The organism is Streptomyces sp. NBC_01515, from assembly GCF_045040345.1.
GTDB lineage: Bacteria > Actinomycetota > Actinomycetes > Streptomycetales > Streptomycetaceae > Streptomyces.
Map to the genome: position 1 here is coordinate 2,553,485 of NZ_CP109416.1, position 20,096 is coordinate 2,573,580.

Annotated in this window: 17 protein-coding genes and 1 riboswitch; of the genes, 5 read left to right on the forward strand and 12 right to left on the reverse strand. The window is 70.3% G+C overall.

All coding sequences use genetic code 11. From position 1 onward, the window contains the following. Positions 1-429: 429 nt before the first annotated feature. Positions 430-2,295, forward strand: coding sequence for an AAA family ATPase (locus OG407_RS11180; RefSeq protein ID WP_405857357.1), 1,866 nt, complete (start codon positions 430-432; stop codon positions 2,293-2,295). A 175-nt stretch (positions 2,296-2,470) separates the two neighbouring features. On the opposite strand, the gene OG407_RS11185 is transcribed toward OG407_RS11180, so the two are convergent. Beyond that, a complete protein-coding gene (locus OG407_RS11185; RefSeq protein ID WP_405857359.1) occupies positions 2,471-4,042 on the reverse strand; it encodes a glycoside hydrolase family 32 protein in 1,572 nt (523 codons plus the stop codon). Between the two features lie 175 nt (positions 4,043-4,217). Here OG407_RS11185 and OG407_RS11190 point away from each other — a divergent pair, with 175 nt between their 5' ends. The 4 genes from OG407_RS11190 to OG407_RS11205 are packed head-to-tail and all read left to right on the forward strand — an operon-like array spanning position 4,218 to position 8,845. Beyond that, positions 4,218-5,627 carry an extracellular solute-binding protein gene (locus tag OG407_RS11190; protein ID WP_405857361.1) on the forward strand — a complete coding sequence of 470 codons (1,410 nt, stop codon included), beginning with the start codon at positions 4,218-4,220 and terminating at the stop codon, positions 5,625-5,627. Then, entirely contained in the window at positions 5,624-6,589 is a 966-nt protein-coding gene (locus tag OG407_RS11195; RefSeq protein WP_405857363.1) for a carbohydrate ABC transporter permease, read from the forward strand. The genes OG407_RS11190 and OG407_RS11195 overlap by 4 nt, the downstream gene beginning before the upstream one ends. Positions 6,590-6,602: 13 nt before the next feature. Continuing rightward, positions 6,603-7,457, forward strand: a complete 855-nt coding sequence (locus OG407_RS11200; protein ID WP_405857365.1) for a carbohydrate ABC transporter permease — start codon at positions 6,603-6,605, stop codon at positions 7,455-7,457. After that, complete coding sequence (locus OG407_RS11205) at positions 7,454-8,845, forward strand: glycoside hydrolase family 32 protein (protein WP_405857367.1); 1,392 nt, start codon at positions 7,454-7,456, stop codon at positions 8,843-8,845. The genes OG407_RS11200 and OG407_RS11205 overlap by 4 nt, the downstream gene beginning before the upstream one ends. Before the next feature lie 298 nt (positions 8,846-9,143). Here OG407_RS11205 and OG407_RS11210 read toward each other — a convergent pair whose 3' ends face one another. The 11 genes from OG407_RS11210 to OG407_RS11260 form a co-directional block, all read right to left on the reverse strand. Continuing rightward, positions 9,144-10,208 (reverse strand): LacI family DNA-binding transcriptional regulator, encoded by a 1,065-nt coding sequence (locus OG407_RS11210; RefSeq protein ID WP_405857369.1) that lies wholly within the window; start codon positions 10,206-10,208, stop codon positions 9,144-9,146. A gap of 234 nt (positions 10,209-10,442) precedes the next feature. Further along, the gene (locus tag OG407_RS11215) at positions 10,443-11,513 is read right to left on the reverse strand and encodes a hemolysin family protein (RefSeq protein ID WP_403598159.1); all 1,071 of its coding nucleotides are present in this window, start codon (positions 11,511-11,513) and stop codon (positions 10,443-10,445) included. Next, entirely contained in the window at positions 11,510-12,844 is a 1,335-nt protein-coding gene (locus OG407_RS11220; RefSeq protein WP_405857371.1) for a hemolysin family protein, read from the reverse strand. Before OG407_RS11220 ends, OG407_RS11215 begins: the two co-directional genes overlap by 4 nt. A 176-nt stretch (positions 12,845-13,020) precedes the next feature. Beyond that, positions 13,021-13,464, reverse strand: coding sequence for a PH domain-containing protein (locus tag OG407_RS11225; RefSeq protein ID WP_405857372.1), 444 nt, complete (start codon positions 13,462-13,464; stop codon positions 13,021-13,023). 14 nt (positions 13,465-13,478) lie between these two features. Beyond that, the gene (hisG, locus tag OG407_RS11230; protein WP_033282334.1) at positions 13,479-14,336 is read right to left on the reverse strand and encodes an ATP phosphoribosyltransferase; all 858 of its coding nucleotides are present in this window, start codon (positions 14,334-14,336) and stop codon (positions 13,479-13,481) included. 71 nt (positions 14,337-14,407) lie between these two features. Next, positions 14,408-14,680 carry a phosphoribosyl-ATP diphosphatase gene (locus tag OG407_RS11235; protein ID WP_018534786.1) on the reverse strand — a complete coding sequence of 91 codons (273 nt, stop codon included), beginning with the start codon at positions 14,678-14,680 and terminating at the stop codon, positions 14,408-14,410. A 34-nt stretch (positions 14,681-14,714) separates the two neighbouring features. Next, positions 14,715-15,200, reverse strand: coding sequence for a 6,7-dimethyl-8-ribityllumazine synthase (gene ribH / locus OG407_RS11240; RefSeq protein WP_362982733.1), 486 nt, complete (start codon positions 15,198-15,200; stop codon positions 14,715-14,717). Between the two features lie 57 nt (positions 15,201-15,257). After that, a complete protein-coding gene (locus OG407_RS11245) occupies positions 15,258-16,631 on the reverse strand; it encodes a bifunctional 3,4-dihydroxy-2-butanone-4-phosphate synthase/GTP cyclohydrolase II (RefSeq protein ID WP_405857375.1) in 1,374 nt (457 codons plus the stop codon). Then, a complete protein-coding gene (locus OG407_RS11250) occupies positions 16,628-17,272 on the reverse strand; it encodes a nicotinamide mononucleotide transporter family protein (protein WP_329351663.1) in 645 nt (214 codons plus the stop codon). The genes OG407_RS11245 and OG407_RS11250 overlap by 4 nt, the downstream gene beginning before the upstream one ends. Then, entirely contained in the window at positions 17,269-17,871 is a 603-nt protein-coding gene (locus tag OG407_RS11255; protein ID WP_403598146.1) for a riboflavin synthase, read from the reverse strand. The genes OG407_RS11250 and OG407_RS11255 overlap by 4 nt, the downstream gene beginning before the upstream one ends. Before the next feature lie 149 nt (positions 17,872-18,020). Further along, positions 18,021-18,154, reverse strand: a riboswitch (FMN riboswitch). A gap of 401 nt (positions 18,155-18,555) precedes the next feature. Further along, positions 18,556-19,974 (reverse strand): ROK family transcriptional regulator, encoded by a 1,419-nt coding sequence (locus OG407_RS11260; RefSeq protein ID WP_405857377.1) that lies wholly within the window; start codon positions 19,972-19,974, stop codon positions 18,556-18,558. Positions 19,975-20,096: the final 122 nt, after the last annotated feature.

Here is a 20,096-nt window from a genome sequence, read left to right on the forward strand (position 1 = left end):
TGAAGACCCTTCCGCTCGAACTTGCTTGAGTGCCTCAACTCGGCTTGACCCAGGGGCCGTACAGGTCTTACGTTCTGAATGTGCGGCCGGTTCGAAGCCGCCCAGAGTCGCGAAGCCCCCGGTTGTTCCCCCGTGATCGGGGGCTTCGTTCTGCTCCCAGCACGTTTTCCGGCCGTTACGAGCCGTGATTTGCTCACCCTGGGTCACCGTCCTGAGTGCGCCCCATCTGCTCCCACCTCGTCAAACGGCCTGTGCGGCACCCTTCGATGGGCGACTGCCCCGCAGGTACGATGCCCAGGGTGCGACCGACGGACGGCTGCTTCGCGCACCACGGCAACTCCCGTCCACGGCACAGCGGTTCGACCCAGACTGCCGACGGGCGCCGGCCCGGCGGCGAATCAACGGGGGCACGGTTTGTGGGGGGACGTGATGGACTTCGGCACGCAGGGCCCCGAGGCCCCGGCCGACCTCGCGTGGCTGCGAGGCGTGGACGCCTACACGATGGGCGCCTATCCGCAGGCGGAGGAGGAGTTCCGCACCGCGGTACGGATGGATCCCGGGATGGCCGACGGCTGGCTCGGACTGCACGCGCTGCGCGTCGACACGACGACCGCGCTGCTGCGGATGTACCGGCACCGGGAACGTTTCGGGGAACAGCGCACCAGGCACCGCCGTACGCTCAACTCCTGGTACTGGCTGGGCTGGTGGGTCCAGCCCGTGCTGGAGAGCCCGCGTGATCTGCTGCTCGCGCACGCCTCGCACTGGCTGGACGGCCGTCATGTGCCGGAGCTGGACCGGGCGTTGGCGGGACTCCCGCCCGTGGACACCGACCACCAGGTCCGCTTCCTGCACGCGTGCCGGGCCTATCTGGTCAAGGACTGGGAGCAGCTGGTCCGGCACACGGATCCGCTGATCAACGATCAACTCCTGGGCATCGAGGCCGGGTTGTTCGGCGGCATGGCCCGGGTGCGGCTGGAGATGTACGGCCAGGGCGAGCCGCTGCTGTCCTCGGCGCTGATGCGCTGTCGCAGCGAACAGCCGCAGCGCAAGGAGTTGCGGTACTGGCTGGCGCGGGCCCACGAGGGCACCGGGCGCAGCGCCGCCGCGCTCCCCCTGTACCGGGCGGTGCACCGCGTCGACCCCGCGTTCATGGACACCTCGGCGCGGCTCGCCGCGATCACCGACTCCGACGGGTACGACGGGTCCGAGGACGTGACCGACCTCGCGGCGATCACGCTCTCCGGCGGGCAGGACGCGCTGGAGGGGCCGGACGGGCTCGATCCGCTGTTCGGCGCGGAGGGGCGGGATCTGAAGCTGTCGGAGCCCGGTCTGCCGCCGACCGGGCCGTCGCCCTCCGCGGGTGACTCGGTGCGGGAGAAGACCGCGAATCCGGTGCTGCCGCTGCCCACGGGGCCCACCGATCCCGTCTTACTGGAGGAGGCGCTCAACGAGCTGGAGCGCATGGTGGGGCTGGAGCCGGTCAAGCGCCAGGTCAAGGCGCTGTCCGCCCAGTTGAACATGGCACGGCTGCGGGCCGGGCAGGGGCTGCCGGTCCAGCCGCCGAAACGGCACTTCGTCTTCTCCGGGCCCTCGGGTACCGGCAAGACCACCGTGGCGCGCATTCTCGGGCGGGTCTTCTACGCCCTCGGGCTGCTCGGCGGGGACCACCTCGTCGAGGCGCAGCGGGCGGACCTGGTCGGTGAGTATCTCGGTCAAACGGCCGTGAAGGCCAACGAGTTGATCGACTCGGCTATCGGTGGCGTCCTCTTCGTCGACGAGGCGTACTCGCTCTCCAACTCCGGTTACGGCAAGGGCGATGCGTACGGCGACGAGGCCTTGCAGGTGCTGTTGAAGCGGGCCGAGGACAATCGCGACCACCTCGTGGTGATCCTGGCGGGCTATCCGGAGGGCATGGACCGGCTGCTGGCCGCGAACCCCGGGCTGTCGTCCCGCTTCACGACTCGCGTCGACTTTCCTTCGTACCGGCCGCTTGAACTCACGTCCATCGGTGAGGTGTTGGCGGCGGAGAACGGTGACGTGTGGGACGAGGAGGCGCTGGACGAGCTGCGGTCCATCGCCGGGCACGTGGTCGACCAGGGATGGATCGACGAGCTGGGGAACGGGCGGTTCTTGCGGACGCTGTACGAGAAGAGCTGTGCGTACCGGGATCTGCGGTTGTCCGTGTATCCCGGGATGTTGTCGCGGGACGACCTGTCGACCCTGCGGTTGCCGGATCTGATGCAGGCGTATGGAGAGGTGTTGTCGGGGCGGGGGCCGGGTTCCGCCGGGATGTGAACTGCGGTACGCGAGTGGTCGGTTGGGTCTGTCTCTTCGTGGCTGCGGGTGCGGGTGCGGGTGCGTCGTGGCTGGTCGCGCCCGCGCGGCGGAGCCGCACATCGACACGGCCCCGCGCCCCTTGGGCGGGCACGGGGCACCGGTGTCCGTCAGGCGACGTCGGCCCCGGCCTGCCTCACACCGTGAACTCGCGTATCACCGTGTTGCGGAACACCGCGCTGCCGCCGATCGTGAACAGGGCGAGCCGGGTGTCCAGCAGGTACGGGAACACCTGGCTGGTGTGCACGTAGCGGCCGTCGCCGACGAACATCTCCACCGACGTGCGGTCGACCAGGATGCGCAGCTTCACCGTGCCGGCGGACGGGTCGAACGGGGTGTGGCTCTCCTGCCACTTGCCGGACGTGTCGGCGTTCACCGTGTTCCGTCGGTTGAGGAAGGCGTAGTCGGCGTAGATCCCGGCGTCGATGTGCCGACCGCCGTCCGGTGAGCGCCTCAACTGGAGTCCGGCGCCGGTGAGTTGGGACCAGGAGATCTCGGTCGTCACCTCGTAGGAGATACCGGTGTAGTCGAGCACCTTCGTGCCGTCCACCGTCACGTCGCCCAGGTTCACGGTGCGGGAGACGTGCGAGTCGAGGCCGTCGACGGGCCGGGAGGCGAGGTAGTAGGTGGTGTCGGACGCCCTCTCCAGGGTGATCTCGCGGACGACGGAGTCGGTGCCGTTGAAGCCGTCGCAGTCGATGGTGGGGGTGGTGGCGGCGTAGTCCCAGTTGTTCACCCAGCCGAGCGCGTACCGGGCGCCGGCGTCCACCGCGCCGCTCGCGTCCCGCTTCTCGAAGGTGACGGCGGCGTACCAGTCCCAGCCGTGGTCGAGCCACTGCGGGTCGCTCGCGTCGGCGGTGAACGCGCTGCCGTCGAAGGAACCCGTCCAGTAGGCGTACGTGTTGGGCAGCCCCGCGCTCTTCCCGTTGGCGCTCGCGCCGAGCACCCATTTCACGGTGCCGTCGGCGGCGGTGACGCGGAACAGGTCGGGGCACTCCAGGACGCCGATGCCGTCGTGGACGAAACCGTTCGCGTACGTCCAGGACTTGAGGTCGTCGGAGTGGTAAAAGCCGATCTTGTCGTTCTCGGCGAGGGCCATCACCCAGCGGCCCCGGTCCTCGTCGCGGATCACCTTGGGGTCGCGGAAGTCGGCGACGCCGGGGTTGGGCAGGACGGGGTCGGTGCCGTGGTTGGCGAAGGTGAGACCGCCGTCGGTCGAGTAGTACAGGAACTGCGCCTGGGAGTCGGTGCCGTCGCCGGGGGACATGGTGACGATGACGACGACCGCGCCCGCGCCGAATCCGGCCGTGTCGCCGGTGTCGACCACCGCCGAACCCGACCAGACATCGCCGTTGGGCGTGGTGTCCTTGGGCACGGCGACCCCGCGGTCGGTGAAGGAGACCAGGTCCCCGGTGGTGGCCAGGCGCCACGCGGTGCCGACGGCACCGGTGAAGTAGTCGGCGTTGTAGAGGTAGTAGTAGTGGTACTCGCCGTCGATCCAGACCGGCCGCTGCGGGTCGTTCTTCCACTGGTCGGGGACCGTGAAGTGGTACGCGGCGCGGTAACTCGCCCCGCACGCCGCGGAGTTGGTCCCCGACTCGGGCTTCGAAGCGGCCGCGGCCCTTCCGGCCGGCAGCAGTGCGACGGCGGTGCCCGCCGCCGATCCCGCGAACAGTGATCTCCTGGAAAACCCCGACGCTCCGGGCATGACACATCGTTCCTCTCATGGCGGCTCCTGCGAACGAGGACTGTAGACCTAACTCGATAAAGGTCAAGAGGCCTAACTCGTTAAAGGTCAAGCGTTCCCGACCCTTGACAGGCCTGCCGCCCAGTTCTCATCATCTGGGCATCAACCCTGAACTAACACGAGTTAGGCCCGTTGGATGACTGACTCGCACCTCCCCCGCCGCACCCTGCTGCGGTACGGCGCCTACGGGGCCGGAGCAGCCGCCCTGGCCGGGACCGCCGCGAGCTGGGACCGGCTCACCGGAGCCGACATCCCCGGCCGGGACGACGGCTCCCTCGTCGTCGCCACCCTCGGCTCCGCCTTCGACCCGGCCACCGTCGACGCCCTCACCAAGGGCTTCCACCGGCTCCACCCCGACATCCCGCTGCGGGTGAACGCGGTGCAGGCCGTCGACTGGTCGGACTTCTTCGCGAAGATCCTCACCCAGATCGCCGCGGGCACCGCTCCCGACCTGGTGTATGTGGCCACCGAGGGCGTGCAGTTGTTCGCCCGGCGGCTCGGCGTGTCCCTGGACCGCTGGGTGCGGCGGGACGCGGCGGAACTGCGCGAGTACTTCGCCGACGTCCACCCCTCGCTGGTGGAGTCGATGATGTACGAGGGCAACCTCTACCAACTGCCCATGGAGTTCAACGCCGCCGACATGTACCTCAACAAGCAGGTGCTGAAGCGGGCGGGCGCTGAGTTCCCGGCGGCCGACTGGAGCCGCGACGAATTCACCGCGCTGCTGCGGCAGTTGAAGCGTGGCGGCGGCTCGCACTTCACGCCGTACTTCTGGACCAACCGGCTGTGGGGCGGCGTGGTGCCCTGGCTCTTCGCGAACGGCACCAACCTGCTGAAGGAGTCGAAGGCGCCCGGCGGCTCCTGGCTGTGGGACGCCTTCTACCCGGCCGCGGACCGGCAGGGGCGCGGTGGGGGCTTCCGCTGGACGACCCCGCAGGCCACCACCGACCGGGTCGAGGAGGCGTACGACTATCTCGCCTCCCTCGTCCAGGAGAACCTGTGCACCCGGCCCGAGGGCGGCAACGGCAGCAATCTGGTCGGCGTGTTCTCCACCGGCCGCGTCGGTGTCACTCCGGCGGGCGGCTTCTGGGCGGGCGGCCTGCAACAGGCCGGCATGCGGGCCGCGGACTACGACGTGCAGTACTTCCCGCGTTGGCGCACCCAGCGCCACCAGTTCGGCGCGGCGGGCTACGCGCTGCTGCGTACCTCGAAGAAGCAGGAAGCCGCCTGGGAGTTCATCAAGTACGCGGCCCGCAAGGACACCATGACCCGGCTGTTCCGGACCAACCAGACCACCCCGGCCCGGCGTTCGATGCTGAACGCCGCCCGCTACGCCGCGAGCGGCCCGGCGCACTGGCGGGTCTTCTACGACACCCTCGACCGGTTTCCCGACACCGGCCCGATCCCCGCGCCGCCGCAGGTCGCCGAGGTGACCGACGTGCTGCTCAAGTACACCGGCACGGCGCTCGCCTCGCCGCGTGCGGTGGGTCCCGCGCTGCGCCGGATGCAGGGCGCCCTGGAGCAGGCCATGGAGCGTGCGGTATGACGAACACCCAGGTCCCGAACTCCCAGGTTCCGCCCGTACGTTCGCGGCCCGCCGCGCCACCCGCCGCCGCCGTACGGCCGTCCGTCCGTGACCGCGGCTCCCGGCTGCTGGCCGCGCTGTTCCTGGCGCCCACGGTCGTCGGCATCGTCGTCTTCACGGTCGTGCCGATCATCGGGTCCGTGGTGCTGAGCCTGTTCCACTGGAACGTGATCGACCCGCCCCGTTTCGCCGGCGGCGCCAACTACCGTACGACCTTCACGGATTCGACCGTCCTGGTCTCCTTCCGCAACACGCTCCTCTTCATGGTTCTCGCGGTCACGCTGCAACTGCTGATCGCGCTGGCGCTGGCACTCGCACTGAACGGGCGGATGCCGGGGTGGCTGCGGTCGGCGTTCCGTTCGGCGTTCTTCTTCCCCCTGGTACTGTCCGCCGCGTCCATCTCGGTGGTGATGAAGTACCTGTTCAACCAGGACTTCGGGGTGGTGAACTGGCTGATCGGCCTGGTCGGCGTCGCGCCCGTGCCCTGGCTGACCTCGGAGCACGCGGCGATGGCCACGGTGGTCCTGGTCTACGTCTGGCAGCAGTTCGGTTTCTCGTTCCTGCTGTTCATCGGCGGCCTGAACAACATCCCCAAGGAGATCCACGAGGCCGCCGCCCTCGACGGCGCGACCGGCCTGCGCAAGCACCTCGGCATCACGCTGCCGCTGCTGTCGCCGACGCTGCTCGTCGCGTCGGTGGTCGGCATCATCAACGCCCTTCAGGTCTTCGAGCAGCCCTACGTCCTCACCGACGGCGGCCCCGGCGACGCCACCCGCACCGTCGTGATGGTGATCTACGAAAGGGCCTTCGAGCAGCTCGACTTCGGCGAGGCATCCGCGGTGGGCGTGCTGCTCTTCGCGCTGATCATGGCGGTCACCGCCGTCCAGTTCCGGCTCAGCCGGCGTTTCGTCCACTACCAGTGAGCCGGTGAGCCGCATGAGCCAAGCAACCCCGAACCTGAGCCGCCTGCGTTATTCACTCACCCCCTGGGCGCGGATCGCCGCCCTGACGGTGTGCGCCCTGCTGACACTGGGCCCGGTCATCTGGACCGTCGCCACCTCGCTGCGCACTCCGGCCCAGTCCTTCGACCTGCCCCCGCAGGTCATCCCGACGCACCCGACGACCGCGGCCTACCGCGGGGTCTTCCAGCAGATCGACGTGTGGCTGCTCGCCCTGAACTCCACGCTGGTGACGGCGCTGGTCGCCGTCGGCCAGATGATCACGGCGGGCCTGGCCGGATACGCCTTCGCGCGCCTGGAGTTCCGTTTCAAGAGGCCGCTCTTCGGCCTGGTCCTGGCGACCATGATGGTGCCGTTGCAGGTCACCATCGTGCCGGTGTTCCTGGTGCTGAAGACGATGGGCCTCACCGACACGCTCCTCGGCCTGATCATCCCGGCCTTCCCGACGGCCTTCGGCACGTTCCTGATGCGCCAGTACTTCCTCGGCATGCCGAAGGACCTGGGCGAGGCGGCCATGCTGGACGGCGCGGGGACCTGGCGGATCTTCCGCTCGGTGTACGCGCCGCTGGCCACACCCGGCCTGGCGATCGTCGGCGTGCTGGCCTTCAACTACCACTGGAACGAGTTCTTCCGCCCGCTGATCCTGGAGACCTCCAGCCAGAACTACACGCTTCCGCTGGGTCTGGTCTCCCTGCAGGGCAACCTCGGCACCGGGTCCATCTCGGTGGTCCTGGCCGGGGTCGTGCTCTCGATGCTCCCCGCCGTCGCCGTGTTCGCCGTCGGCCAGCGCCCTCTCCGCGAGGGCATCACGTCCGCAGGAGTCAACCGTTGAGCCATGACCCCAACGCGCCGCGTTTCAGGGTCCGTCCGCCCGCCGGCTGGATCAACGACCCCAATGGGCCGTTCCGTTGGCGGGACCGCTACCACCTCTTCTACCAGCACAACCCCGACGCACCGGTGCACGCGAACGTCCACTGGGGTCATGCCTCCAGCACCGACCTCGCGCACTGGGAGCACCACTCGATCGCGCTCACCCCGACACCCGGCGGCCCCGACGAGGCCGGCTGCTGGTCGGGCTGCGTGACCGACGACGACGGCACACCGACCGCCGTATACACGGGAGTTGACCATGCCCACGCCGGACTCGGCACCATCTGCCTGGCGCGGGCGGCGGACCCGGACGACGAGTTGCTGACCGAGTGGAAGCCGCTGCCGACACCGGTGGTGGCGGGGCCGCCGCCGGGACTGGACGTGGTGATGTTCCGCGACCCGTTCGTCTTCCACCACGCGGACCGGCGCTGGGCCCTCGTCGGGGCCGGGCACGCCGACGGCACGCCGTCGGTCCTGCTCTACGACTGCGACGACCTGGCCGACTGGCGGTTCGCCGGAGTGCTGCTGGACGGCAACGACCCGGTGGCCGCAGGCGTGTTCGGCGACAAGTCGGTGGGCTGGGAGTGCCCGCACCTGTACCGGACGGCGGGCGGCGAGCACGTGCTCCTGGTGTCCCTGTGGGACGGGGATCCCTGCTCCACCGGATACCTGACGGGTCGTCTGGAGGCGGACAGTCAGGGCAGGTTGAGATTCGCCCCGCGCACCGGCGGCCGGCTCGACCAGGGGCGGGACTTCTACGCTCCCGCCGTGCTCCAGGAACCGGACCGCGCACTGCTCTGGGGCTGGTCGTGGGAGGCCCGCCCGCAGGAGGAGCTGGACAGGGCCGGATGGGCAGGCGTCCTCACCGCGCCACGGGTCGTCGACGTCCACCCCGACGGTTCCCTGCGGGTGAGTCCGGCCCCGGAACTCGAACTGCTGCGCCCGGCCGAGCCGTTCGTCACCGCGCCGGGCCGGCTTCCGCTCCCGGACGCCTACGACCTGACGGTCACGGCATGCGAACCGACCACGGTGACCCTGCTCCGGGACGCGGCGGGCCGGGAGCTGACGGTCCGGGCGGACCCCGCCTCGGGAACCGTCGTCCTCGACCGCGGCGCCTGGCCCCGGACCGGCAGGGAAGGCTCCGCCCCGATCACCGTGCACGTGCCGAAGGCACCGGAACTCGCGCTCCGGCTGCTCATCGACGGCTCGCTCCTCGAACTCTTCGTCGCGGACCGCGCCATGGTCACCGAGCGCGTCTACCGACGCCCGGGCGACATCGCCGAGCTGGTCGTCGACGGGCCGGGGGCTCGGGTCACGGGGTGGGCGCAGGATCCAGGGAGGCGCGGCTGACCACGGGGCAGGGCAGGCGGGGAACGGTCGCCCAGGTCACCGGCCGGGCGGCCGGACCGACGGAGGCGCGGCTGCCCAGAGTGCAGGCCACACGCGGACCAGGCGCCCGGGGCACCGGATGGGCGCCGCACCCCATGAGGGCACGACTGACCACACACGGGTCGGGCGCCCGGGCCACCGGGTGGGGGCTGGACCTACGGAGGAGCGGCTGCCCACGGGCCAGGGCAGGCACGGGCCGGGTCATCGGGTGGGTACCGGACCCACCGAGTCGCGACTGAGCACGGGCCGTGCGCCCAGATCACCGGGTCGGCGCGGGACCCACCGAGGCACGGCCAACCACAGGGCAGGGTAGGCGGCGGACGGTCGCGGGCGGTGTCTGGCCGGCTTCGATGGCGTCCAGGAGCAGTCGGGCCGCCGCCTCGCCCATCGCCCGGTGCGGGAGCGCGATCGAGGTGAGCGGCGGGGTGAGGAACGCGGCCATGTGCTCCTGGTCGTCGTAGCCGACCACCGACAGCTCGGCGGGCACGTCGATCCCGAGCCGGGTCGCGGCGTGCAGGACACCCGCCGCGACCCGGTCGTTGTAGCACAGGACGCCGGTGGGGCGGCGGCCCGGTTCGGCCCCGTCGAGCAGGCGCAGTGCCCCCGCGTATCCCGCGGAGATCTCCCCGCCGCCGCGCACGATCCACTCCGCGGGCACGGTGACGCCCTCGGCGCGCAGCGCCTCCCGGATACCGCGGGTACGTTCCGCCGAGGCGATGTCGTCCAGACCGCCGATCACGGCGAGCCGGCGGTGGCCCGCACCGAGCAGCAGCCGGGCCGCGGTACGGCCACCGGCCCGCTCGGCGGGGACCACGGCGGGCAGGGAGTCGTCCTCGGGCAGGCAGTTGGCCAGCACGGAGTGGGTGCGGCGCAGGCCCTCGGGGACGCGGACCCGGCGCAATGACATGGCCGCGTAGATGATGCCGTCCACGCGCCGGTCGAGCAGTTCCGCGACGGCCGCGTCCTCCTTGACCGGGTCGCCGCCGGAGTCGACGGTGAGGACGAGATGGTCCCTGTCCCAGGCGGTCTCCATGGCGCCGCGCAGCAGCCGGCCGGCGAACGGCGAGGACGCGATCTCGTCGGTGACCAGCCCGATCACGGCCGTACGGCGACGGCGCAGCCCCCGCGCCACCGGGTCGGGCCGGTAGCCCAGCTGGGTCGCGGCCTGCCGGATGCGTTCCTGGGTGGCGGCCGAGAGGTTGCCGTCGGCCCGGCCGTTGAACACGAAGGACACCGCGGTGTGCGACACACCGGCGAGCCGGGCGACGTCCCGCGACGTCGGGCGCCCGGTGCCCGTGCTCCTGCTCTCCTCGGCACCGCCCACGCCGCCCGCCGCCCTCGCCCAGCCCGTCCCAGTCGATCACCGCCCACCCTATCGGCGGGAAGCGCCACGGCACACAGGAGACGCTCGGGGCACGGCGGCGCGGGCGCCCGCCACGATCACCGGATTCTTCCCCGCGGACGGACGCGAAAGCCGGCGGCAGCAGGGCGCCCTGGCACTCGGTGGGGATCGCTCCCCCGAACTGCCAAAAGGCCCTGCTGCCGCCGGCTTCAGATCTCAGCCGGCCACCGCCTGCTTCAGTTCCACCGTGCGGGGCTGTGGCGGCACCTCTCGGTGGGCCGGGTCCGTCACCTCGCCGACCAGGAGTTCCAGGACGTCCTCCATGGCAACCAGGCCGAGTATCTTGCCGGACGCGCCGGCCACCTGGGCCAGGTGGGTCGCCGCCCGGCGCATCACCGTCAGGGCGTCGTCCAGGGGGAGTTCGGCCCGGAGCGTGGTCATGGGGCGCCAGATCTGTTGGGGGACCGCTCGTTCGGATTCCTCCAGGTCCAGGACGTCCTTGACGTGGAGGTAGCCCATGAAGGCGCCGGTCTCCGCGGCGATCGGGAAGCGGGAGTAGCCGGTGCGGGCCGTGAGGGCGACGATCTCGCCCGGGGTGACCGAGGGGCTGACGGTCACCAGGTCCTCGCGGCGCAGGAGGACGTCGGTGACCGGGCGGGAGCCCAACTCCAGGGCGTCCTCCAGGCGTTCCTGTTCCTCCGGGTCGAGAAGTCCGGCCTGTCCTGAGTCCTCCACCAGGCGGTTGAGCTGTTCGCTGGTGAAGACGGCCTCGACCTCGTCCTTGGGTTCGACGTGGAAGAGCCGCAGGATGCCCTGGGCTACGGCGCCGAGGGCCACGGTGATCGGCCTGCAGACGCGGGCGAAGGCGACCAGGCCGGGGCTGAGCCACATCGCGGCCTTCTCCGGCGCGGCCATCGCGAGGTTCTTCGGAACCATCTCGCCGATGACGAGGTGGAAGAAGACGACCGCGGCGAGCGCGAGGACGTAGCCGAGGGGATGGATCACGCCCTCGGGCAGGTGCATCCACTCGAAGACCGGCTCCAGGACGTGCGCGACCGTCGGCTCGGCGACCGCGCCCAGCGTCAACGAGCAGATGGTGATGCCGAATTGGGCCGCCGCCATCATCTGCGGCAGTCGCTCAAGGCCGTAGAGGACCTGGCGGGCGCGGGCCGTGCCGAGGGGTTCGATCTGGCTGCGGCGGACGGAGACGAGGGCGAACTCGGCGCCGACGAAGAAGCCGTTGGCGAGCACCAGCAGGACGGCGAAGAGGAGTTGGAGGACGGTCATCGGGCCGCCTCCATGACGTTCACCGCGGGAGTCGTGCGGACGAGGCGGACGCGTTCGGCGCGGTAGTGGCCCACCTGGCGCACCGAGAGCCGCCAGCCCGGGAGTTCGGCCTTGTCGCCGGGGGCGGGGATGCGGCCGAGGAGGTCGGCGACCAGTCCGGCGACGGTCTCGTACGGGCCCTCGGGGACGTCGAGGCCTATGCGCTGGAGGATGTCGACGCGGCAGCTGCCGTCGGCGTCCCACGCGGGCTTGCCGTCCTCCGGTAGTGCCGCGGCGAGTTCGGGGACGTCCTGGCCGTCGTGCTCGTCGCGGACCTCGCCGACGAGTTCCTCGACGATGTCCTCCAGGGTGACCACCCCGGCCGTACCGCCGTATTCGTCGACGACGACGGCGATCGGCTGTTCGCTGCGCAGCCGGGCCAGCAACGGTTGCACGGGCAGGGTCTCGGGGACCAGTACCGGGGCCTTGGCGATACTGGTGACGGACGTGCGGAGTCGGGCGTGCGAGGGGACGGCCAACGCGTCCTTGAGATGGACCATGCCGACGATCTCGTCGATCTTCTCGCGGTAGACGGGGAAGCGGGACAGACCGGTGGCGCGGGTCAGGTTGACCACGTCCTCGGCGGTCGCCGACGACTGGAGCGCGCTGACCTTCACCCGCGGGGTCATGACGTGCTGCGCGGTCAACTCGCCCAGCGACAACGTCCGTACGAAGAGATCGGCGGTGTCCTGCTCCAGCGTGCCGGCCTGCGCCGAGTGCCGGGCCAGGGAGACGAGCTCGCCGGGGGTGCGGGCCGAGGCCAGCTCCGCGGTGGGCTCGACGCCGAGGGCGCGGACGAGCTTGTTGGCGACGGTGTTCAGCGCGGCGATCACCGGGCGGAACAGGCGGGCAAAGGCGTGTTGTGGTGCGGCGACGAAGCGTGCGACCTGCAAGGGCCGCGACACCGCCCAGTTCTTGGGCACGAGTTCACCGATCACCATCTGCACGGCGGAGGCCAGCAGCATGCCGACGACCACGGCGACGCCGGAGACGGCGCCCTCGGGGATGCCGATCGCGCTGAACGGACCGTGCAGCAGCTCCGCCAGGGCCGGTTCGGCGAGCATGCCGACGACCAGGGAGGTGATGGTGATGCCGAGCTGGGTGCCGGAGAGCTGGAAGGACAGCTCCTTGAGCGACTCGACGACCGTGGCGGCCCGTCGGTCGCCCTCGGCGGCGGCCTTCTCGGCCTCGGGACGCTCCACGGTGACGAGCCCGAACTCGGCCGCGACGAAGAAGCCGTTGGCCAGAATCAGCAGCATCGCCGCTCCGAGGAGCAACAAGGGGATGGTCATGCCGCCGCCTCGATATGTCGGGAGGGGGCGGCGCAGGTACTACAGGACGATCCGTCCATCGCTGGAGGGAGTCACTCCTCGGGTCGCAGGGTGCCTCTGAAGACAGGGGGGAACATCGGTGGCGGAGGCGGGAACGAAAAACGCCACCGACAACAGATTAATCAAGACATGGCCATCTACGGCAGATCCCTCAGGGACCGGTCCTCGGCGAGGGCCCGCAGAGCGCGCGCGTCGGCGATGGCCCGCTCCTTGGCGATACCGGGCTGGATGCCGAGCACGGGCAGGCTGGTGCCGTCGCTGAGGTTGAGGAAGACCCAGGGGTCGCCGGGGCGCAGATTCACCTGGAGGATCTCGGCCCAGGCCAGCCGGCGCCTGCTGACGATGTTCACGACGGTGACACCGGACTCGTCGGCGACGACCTTCACCCGGGCGAGCATGGCCAGTACGCCGAAGAGGAGGGCACCGGTGAGGACGAAGCTGAGCTTCTCCCCCGGGGTGAGCTGCTCCAGGAGCATCGCGACGGTCGTGATGACGACGAAGATCGCGATGCCCGCGGTGAGCAGCACGGCACGGGTGCGGCCCGGCCGGAACGTGACCGGCAGGGCGGGGAGTTGAGACATGGCTGGCGTGTTCCTCAGAGACGGCAGGCGTGGATGGCCGTCGTCAGGATGGCCCGGGCGCCGATGTCGTACAGGTCGTCCATGATCCGCTGGGCTTCCTTGGCGGGGACCATCGCGCGGACGGCGACCCAGCCCTCGTTGTGCAGCGGGGAGACGGTCGGGGACTCCAGGCCGGGGGTGAGCGCGACGGCCTTCTCCAGCTGCTCGACCCGGCAGTCGTAGTCCATCATCACGTACGTCCGGGCGACCAGGACGCCCTGGAGGCGGCGCAGGAACTGCTGGACCTTGGGCTCGGCGGTGTCGTCGGTCTCGCCGCCGGTGCGACGGATGACGACGGCCTCGGACTTCATGATCGGGTCGCCGAAGACCTCAAGTCCCGCGTTGCGCAAGGACGTTCCGGTCTCGACGACGTCCGCGATGACCTCGGCGACACCGAGTTCGATGGCGGTCTCGACGGCGCCGTCGAGGTGGACGACGGAGGCGTCGACGCCGTTGTCCGCGAGGTACTTGGCGACGATGCCCTCGTACGAGGTGGCGACCGTCTTGCCCTTGAGGTCCGCGAGGGTGTTCGCGGCGCCCGGCTTGGAGGCGAAGCGGAACGTGGAGCGGGCGAAGCCGAGCGGGAGGATCGGCTCGGCACTCGCGCCGGAGTCGATGAGCAGGTCGCGGCCGGTGATGCCGATGTCGAGGCGTCCGGAGGAGACGTAGATCGCGATGTCGCGGGGGCGGAGGTAGAAGAACTCGACCTCGTTGACCGGGTCGACGATCCGCAGCTCCTTGGACTCCCGGCGCTGCTGGTAGCCGGCCTCATGCAGCATGTCCGCCGCAGGTCCTGACAGGGAACCCTTGTTGGGGACGGCGATGCGCAGCATGAGGTCGGCTTCCTTCGCGTGAAGAGTGGTGAGGAAAGGGGTGAACTGTCGGAAACGGTTCTAAAGGGGTTTTACAGGTGGGCGTAGACGTCGTCCAGCGAGATTCCGCGGGCGACCATCATCACCTGCACGTGGTAGAGCAGCTGCGAGATCTCCTCGGCGGCCGCCTCCTTGCCCTCGTACTCTGCGGCCATCCACACTTCGGCGGCTTCTTCCACGACCTTCTTGCCGATGGCATGGACGCCCTTGCCGACCAGCTCTGCGGTGCGGGAAGTGGCGGGGTCGCCGGTGGCGGCCTTCTGCTGGAGCTCGGTGAAGAGCTCCTCGAACGTCTTATTGGACATGGTGCTGCCCACCCTATTGCAAACAATCGTGGGCTTAACGCCACGGTTCAGATACTGAGCGGAGCGTGGCCGCCGTCGCGACGGCCGCGGTCACCGCCTCGTGCCCCTTGTCCTCGTTCGACCCCTCCAGGCCGGCCCGGTCGAGGGCCTGCTCCTCGGTGTCGCAGGTCAGGACGCCCATGCCGACGGGGACGCCGGTCTCGACCGAGACCTGGGTGAGGCCCTGGACCACGCCCTGGCACACGTACTCGAAGTGCGGGGTGCCGCCCCGGACGACGACACCGAGGGCGACGATCGCGTCGTAGCCCCGGCCCGCCAACACCTTTGCCACGACCGGGAGTTCCCAGCTGCCGGGGACCCGGAGCAGGGTCGGCTCGTCGATCCCCAGGTCGTGCAGGGCGCGCAGGGCGCCGTCCACCAGACCGTCCATCACCTTTTCGTGCCACTGCGCCGCGATGACGGCGACCCGCAGGTCTCCGACGTTGCGTACGGACAGTTCCGGTGCACCCTTGCCGCTCACGTTCTCTGGTCTCCTCGGTGACTTCTGAAGGTGTCCTACGGGTATTGCCGGTTGCTCTTACTGGTTGCCGCAGGTGGACACGGGGGCCGTGTCCAGCCAGGGCAGGTCGTGCCCCATCCGGTCCCGCTTGGTGCGCAGGTAGCGGAGGTTGTGCTCGCCCGCCTGTACGGGCATCGGCTCCCGGCCGGTGACCTTGAGGCCGTGCCGGACGAGCGCGTCGGTCTTGTCGGGGTTGTTGGTCATCAGGCGCAGGCTGTGGACGCCGAGGTCCTCCAGGATCTGCGCGCCGGCGCCGTAGTCCCGGGCGTCGGCGGGCAGGCCGAGTTCCAGGTTGGCGTCGAGGGTGTCCCGGCCGCGCTCCTGGAGTTCGTACGCCCGGAGCTTGGAGAGCAGGCCGATGCCGCGTCCCTCGTGGCCGCGCAGGTAGACGACCACTCCCCTGCCCTCCTCCTGGATGCGCTCCAGGGAGGCCTCCAGCTGGGGGCCGCAGTCGCAGCGCAGGGAGTGGAAGACGTCGCCGGTGAGGCATTCGGAGTGGACGCGGACGAGGACGTCCTCGCCGTCGCCGATCTCGCCGTGGACGAGGGCGACGTGCTCGACGCCGTCGACGGTGGAGCGGTAGCCGTACGCGGTGAACTGGCCGTGTCGGGTGGGGAGTTGGACCTCGGCCTCGCGGCGGACGGTGGGTTCGGCGGCCTGGCGGTAGGTGATCAGGTCCTCGATGGAGATGATCGTCAGGCCGTGCTTGCGGGCGAAGGGGATCAGTTCGGGGAGGCGGAGCATACGGCCGTCCTCGCCCGCGATCTCGACGATCGCGCCGGCCGGGCGCAGGCCCGCCAGGCGAGCCAGATCCACGGCGGCCTCGGTGTGGCCGTTGCGGACCAGCACGCCACCGGTGCGGGCGCGGAGCGGGAAGATGTGGCCGGGGCGGACCAGGTCGTCGGGCTCGGCGTTGCCGCTCGCCAGGACCTGAAGCGTGGTCGCGCGGTCGGAGGCCGAGATGCCGGTGGTCACACCGTGAACGGGCGAGGCGTCCACGGAGACTGTGAACGCGGTTTTCATCGACTCGGTGTTGTCCTCGACCATCTGCGGGAGCCGGAGCCGGTCCAGTTCGTCGCCCTCCATGGGGGCGCAGATCAGGCCGCGGCACTCGCTCATCATGAACGCGATGATCTCGGGGGTGGCCTTCTCTGCGGCGATGACGAGGTCGCCCTCGTTCTCGCGGTCCTCGTCGTCGACGACCACGACGGGGCGGCCGGCCGCGATGTCCGCGATGGCCTGCTCGACCGGGTCGAGGGAGAAGTCCTCGAAACCGTCTGTGCTGTACAGGATCGGCGGGATAGAGGGGGGGACGCGATGGGGGTCCCCCCAGGCTTTCGGCTCTGGGGGAGTCTCGTTCAGGGCGGTGGTGGGTGACGGGCGGGCTGTCATGCCGGCGCTCCTTCCAGGACGGGCTGCGGGGTCTTGCGGGAGCGCAGCCACCAGTCGCGCATGCCCCACAGGACGAGTGCGCCGTAGATGACGTAGACGAAGCCGGAGAACGCGAAGCCGTTGGCGAAGTTGAGGGGGACGCCGACGAGGTCGACGAGGAGCCAGGCGAACCAGAACTCGACCATGCCGCGGGCCTGGGCGTACATCGCGACGACGGTGCCGACGAAGATGTAGGCGTCGGGCCACGGGTCCCAGGAGAGGGACGGGTACGCCTTGAAGAGGGCCGCTACGGCCACGGTCCCTACGGCGGCGGAGCCGGCCAGGATCGCGCGCTCGCGCCAGGTGGCGAAGCGGGGGGTGATGTGGCCGTCGGCGGTGCCGCCCCCGCCGCGGTTCCACTGCCACCAGCCGTAGACCGCGACGACCATGACGACGACCTGCTTGCCGGCGCTGCCGGAGAGGTGGGCGGTGGCGAACGCGGCGAAGAGGATCACGCCGGAGACGAACTGGGTGGGCCAGCTCCAGATGGACCGCCGCCAGCCGAAGGCGAGGCCGATCAGTCCGATGACGTTGCCGATCATGTCCGACCACTTGATGTGCTGGCCGAACAGGACGAAGGCCTCGGAGTTGAGCCAGTTCACGGGGTCACCTCACGCGCGCCCATCAGCCGCTCCACGTACTTGGCGATGACGTCGACCTCAAGGTTGACCGGGTCGCCGGGCTGCTTGAGGCCGAGCGTGGTCAGGCCGAGGGTGGTGGGGATGAGGCTGACGGTGAAGTAGTCCGGGCCCGCGTCGACGACGGTGAGGCTGATGCCGTCGACGGTGATGGAGCCCTTCTCGACGACGTAGCGCGTGAGGTCGGCCGGGAGGGAGATCTTGACGAGCTCCCAGTTCTCGGACGGCTTGCGCTCCAACACCGCGCCGGTGCCGTCGACATGACCCTGCACGATGTGGCCGCCGAGGCGGGCGCCGAGGGCCATGGGGCGTTCGAGGTTGACGCGGGAGCCGACGGCGAGGACGCCGAGGCTGGAGCGGTTCAGGGTCTCGGCCATGACGTCGGCGGTGAACTCGTCACCCTCGAACTCCACGACGGTGAGACAGACGCCGTTCACGGCGATGGAGTCGCCGTGCTTCGCGCCCTCGGTGACGATGGGGCCGCGCAGACGAAAGCGGGACGCGTCGTCGAGATTCTCGACGTCGGTGACCTCACCCAGCTCTTCGACGATTCCGGTGAACACTTCCCGGGTCCTCCTGCCTCATAGGGCACGGACTCCGGGGCCTGTCGAAGACGACAGAATGAAACGGACGAAAACACCGGGAACGACGCCGGACAGAACCCGTCCACACAGGACGAGCCGATACGGCGGCGCGCACGAATGCCCGCCCGCCGCGCACTGCCTCCCATCCGGACTTTAACCGTCGGTCCAGGAATTCCACCTGGTCAACCGGCCGCTGAACAACACGGACGGGTCGCGGACTATAACCGCCGGTTCGGACTTTCACCGACCCCGGAGTGCGCTGCTTCTGGTACACGGCAAGTGTGCCACGCCAGGCAAGGGTCCATCCAGGTGAAGGGTGTGGGCTGGCTCACAGACAGTGCCATTGGCCTTCTCAACCGGCCCCTACCTGCTGGATCATATGGTCTAGTCCTTTTCGGATCTCCGGAGGGGACACCCCTGGACCGGTCCGGCGGTGGTGACGACGGCCCTTGCCCACCGCCGGGCCACTCAGCGCGCCGCGTCTCTTCTGGCGATGCCGGTCGGCGTGCTGACGTTCGCGGTGCGGGGCGGGTTGTCGGGGGCGTGCGGGCTGTGATGAACCCGGACAAGCCGGGGTTTACCGGGGGCAGTTGGCCGGGGCGTGGCGGGCCTGCCGAACACCGGTGACCGCCAAGAAGCGGGCTCCGCACGGCAGTTGAGGGACTATCCGAACAACTCGCCCTGCGCGCCGTCCTGTGCCGTCAGCAGCGCGCCGCGCAGCACGGCGGCGCCGCCGAGGACGCTCGGGCGCACCTCTGCGGGCAACGGGGACATGCGGACGATCCGCTCCGCGACCCGTACGGCGAGTTCGTCACCACCCGCCTGCCCGACCTCGCCGCCGAGGACCACGCACCCGGGGTCCAGCAACGCGACGACCGACGCGACACCGAGGGCGAGACGGTCGGCGAGGGCGTCAAGGAAGCGGGTGGCGGCGGCGTTGCGGGGGCCGGTGTCTCGCGTGGGGTCCGGACGACGGGCGTCGACGCTCGCATCCGGGTCGCTCCCGGCGTCGACACCACCGTCCGAGTCACCCGCATCGGGCCCACCCCCGAGACCGACGCCGACATCCGAGTCCCCCACATCGGACTCACCCCCGAGACCGACACCGACATCCGAGCCACCCACATCGAGCCCACCCCCGGCATCGACGCCCGCGTCACCCCCGACACCGATGCCGCCCACCTCCGCGACAGCCCACCGCACCACCCCCGCCGCGCCGGTCCCCTCCCCCGCACCGTCGGCCCCCAACACCCCGCACTCCCGGGCCAGTTCAAGCACAGCCCCCGCTCCCGCCAACGAGTGGAAACCCCCCTCGCAGTCCGTCGCCGAAGGGAACCCCCTCGTCCCCGGTACCGGCAGGAAACCGATCTCGCCCGCACCCCCGGACGCACCCCTGCGCAACATCCCGTCCAGCACCACCGCCGCACCGATCCCCATGCCCAACCAGAGCAGCACGAACGTGTCCCGGTCGTGGGCCGCGCCGTCACGCTGCTCGGCCAGCGCCGCGAGGTTCGTCTCGTTCTCGGCGACGATGCGGGTGTCGGGGAGGCGTTCGTGGAGGGCGGCGACCAGGCGGCGGTGCCAGGCGGGGAGGCCGGTGGTGTCGCGGAGTTCGCCGGTGGCCGGGTCGATGAGGCCGGGGGCGCCGACGCACACCGTGTGGAGGTGTTCCGCGCCCGCCTCCTTCGCCGCCCGTTCGACCAGCGCCACGGCCTGCTCGACCGCCGGGCCCGTGCCCGATTCGCCGTCGATCGGTACCGACGCCTCCGCGAGCACCCGGCCGACCAGGTCGGAGACGAGCACGGAGACGCCCTCCGTACGGACGTCCAGCGCGGCCAGGTACGCGCGGTTGCCGACGATGCCGTACAACCGGGCGTTCGGGCCGCGCCGTTGCTCCCCGGATTCGCCGACCATCTCGATCAGCCCGGAGGCCGTGAGGCGTTCGACGAGGTCGGCGACGGTCGGCCGGGAGAGTCCGGTGAGCTGCTTCAACTGCCCTGCCGTCAGGGGGCCTTCGTGCTGCAGCAGGCGCAGGGCGAGCCGATCGTTGATGGCCCGGGCGGTGCTCGGGGATGCGGGCATGCCGGGAATCCTCCCAGATCGAGGGGGTGCGGCGGGCGGCCGGTAACTCTCTTTCTATCAGGCAGGGTTCCTGATAGTTTACCCGGCGCAAGCGGGACGAGAACGCGTGAGCAGGTATTTCT